The 2,722-nt window shown below is 71.7% G+C and carries 1 protein-coding gene; it reads left to right on the top strand.

The features are described 5' to 3' along the window. On the top strand, positions 1-2,722 hold a 2,722-nt coding region (locus MHW47_RS34220; protein ID WP_239227737.1), incomplete at both ends, for a condensation domain-containing protein.

Here is a 2,722-nt window from a genome sequence, read left to right as displayed (position 1 = left end):
CAACAAAACCGCCTACATCCTCGACGCCACCCTCCAACCCGTCCCACCCGGCGTCACCGGCCACCTCTACCTCACCGGCCACGGCCTCGCCCACGGCTACCTCAACCGCCCCGACCTCACCGCCACCACCTTCATCCCCAACCCCCACGGCCCCGCAGGCACCCGCCTCTACCGCACCGGCGACCTCGCCCACTACGACACCCACGGCAACCTCCACTACAACGGCCGCGCCGACCACCAGATCAAAATCCGGGGCTTCCGCATCGAACCCGCCGAGATCGAAGCCGCCCTCCTCACCCACCCCCACCTCACCCAAGCCACCCTCACCGTCCACCACGACCAGCTCGCCGCCTACGTCGTCACCGACTCGGACAACGTCACCGCGGAGGACGCCCGCCGCCATCTGGCCGACCGGCTGCCCGAGCACATGGTTCCCGCCTACGTCACCGTGCTCGACCGCCTGCCCCTCACGCCCAACGGCAAGATCGACAAGCGGGCGCTTCCCGAGCCGGCGGTGGTCGTGTCCACGGGCCGGGCACCGCAGACCCCGCTCGAAGAGGTGACGGTCGCCCTGTTCAGCCAGGTGCTGGGCACCGAGGACCCGGTGGGTGTGGACGACAGCTTCTTCGCGCACGGCGGGCACTCGCTGCTGGCAGCCCGGCTCACCAACCACCTCGCCGACGCCCTGGGTGTGCGGCTGACCATCCGGGACGTTTTCCAGCACCCCACACCCGCCCGCCTCGCCGAGCACATCGGCACCCTCAGCGGCCGGCCCGCGCTGCCGCCGCTCACGGCGGGCGCCTGGGAGGGCGACGGCGACGCACCCGCGTCCTTCGCTCAGCGCCGGCTCTGGCTGCTGGCCGAACTGGACGGCGGCAGCGCCGCGTACAACGTGCCGATCGCCGTACGGATGACGGGCGCGGTGGACGCCGAGCTGCTCAGCGCGGCCCTGCACGACGTGGTCGCACGCCACGCCCCGCTACGGACCGTGTTCTCGACGGTGGACGGCGAGCCCCGCCAGCACGTGGTGCCGGCCGACACCGCGCGGATACCCCTCGACTGCCGCGCCGTGGCCCCCGGCGAGCTGGACCGCGCGATGGCGGAGGCCGCACGCCATGTCTTCGACCTCCGCACGGAACTCCCGGTCCGGGCGCACCTGTTCACGGGTGACGACGGCTCCTCGGTGTTCTTCCTCCTGATCCACCACATCGCGACGGACGGCCGGTCCACCGCCGTGCTCTTCGACGACCTGTCGCGGGCCTACGAGGCTCGGGGTTCCGGCGCCGACGTGAGCGTGCTGGAGCCGCTGCCGGTGCGGTACGCCGACTACGCGGTGTGGCAACAGAAGGTGCTCGGCTCGGCCGACGACGCGGACAGCGTGCTCGCCCAGGAACTCGCCTTCTGGCACAAGACGTTGGAGGGGCTGCCGGAGGAGCACTCCCTGAACCTGGACCGCCCGCGCCCGGCGGCCGCCTCGCACCGGGGCGGCCAGGTGGAGGTGTCTCTCGGCGACGATCTGTTCGCCCGGGTGGCTGAGCTGGCCCGTGCCGAGGGGTGCACCCCCTTCATGGTCATGCACGCGGCCCTGGCGGCGGTGCTGACCCGGCTCGGCGCGGGAACGGACCTGGCCATCGGCTCACCGGTCGCCGGACGCACCGACGAAGCACTCCGCGACTTGGTGGGCTTCTTCGTCAACACACTCGTCCTGCGCACCCACACCAACGGCAACCCCACCTTCCGCCAACTCCTCAACCACGTCCGGGCCACCGACCTGGATGCCTTCGCCCACCAGGACGCACCCTTCGACCTCGTCCTCGACGCCCTCAACCCCACCCGCACCCTCTCCCGCCATCCCCTCTTCCAGATCTGCCTCACGCTGGAATCGGGTGGGACGCCGGAGCTGCGGCTCGGGGAGGCCCAGGTCAGCGCGGTCCCGGCGGTCACGAGCGGGGCGGCCAAGTTCGACCTGGAGTTCCTGCTCCGCACGGAGGACGGTCAGGGCCTGAGCGGCACGGTGCTCTTCGCGAAGGACCTGTTCGACCGGTCCACCGTCGAGCGCATGGTGACCGTGCTCCGCGAGGTGCTGCGCCAGGCCCTGGCCGACCCCGAGGTGCGCGTGGACCACCTGGACGTGGTGTCGGACGCCGAACGGGAACTGCTGCTCGGACCCTGGGCCGGGACCACCGCACCCATCGAGGACACCTCCCTCATCGCCCGGTTCGAGGAACAGGCCGCGCGCACCCCCGAGGCCGTCGCACTCATCGACGGGGACACGCACCTCACGTACGCCGAACTGAACGCCACCGCCAACCGCTGGGCCCGCCACCTGTGTGCACGCGGCCTCGGCCGGGGCAACCTCGCCGGCATCCTCCTCGAACGGGGCGCCGACTTCGCCGCCGCGCTCATCGCCGTACTCAAGACCGGCGCCGGACACCTCCTGCTCGACCCCGACTTCCCCGACGAGCGACTGCGGTCAGCCGCCGACGAAGCCGCGATCAGCCACCTCATCACCCGTGCCGAACTCGCCGACCGCCTCACCGGCCCCTGGACCACCTGCACCGACCACCCGGAAAGCCTCGCCGACCAGAACCGCGACAACCTCGGTGTGCCCCTCGGCGGGGACGACGTGGCATGCGTGATGTTCACCTCCGGGTCCACGGGCCGGCCCAAGGGCATCCTGTCCTCGCACCGCAACCTCGTCTCGACCGTCACGGCCCAGACC

Source organism: Streptomyces sp. OfavH-34-F, from assembly GCF_022347745.1.
GTDB lineage: Bacteria > Actinomycetota > Actinomycetes > Streptomycetales > Streptomycetaceae > Streptomyces.
Note: the sequence above shows the minus strand (reverse complement) of the source record. Positions and strands in the feature narration are given on the sequence as shown.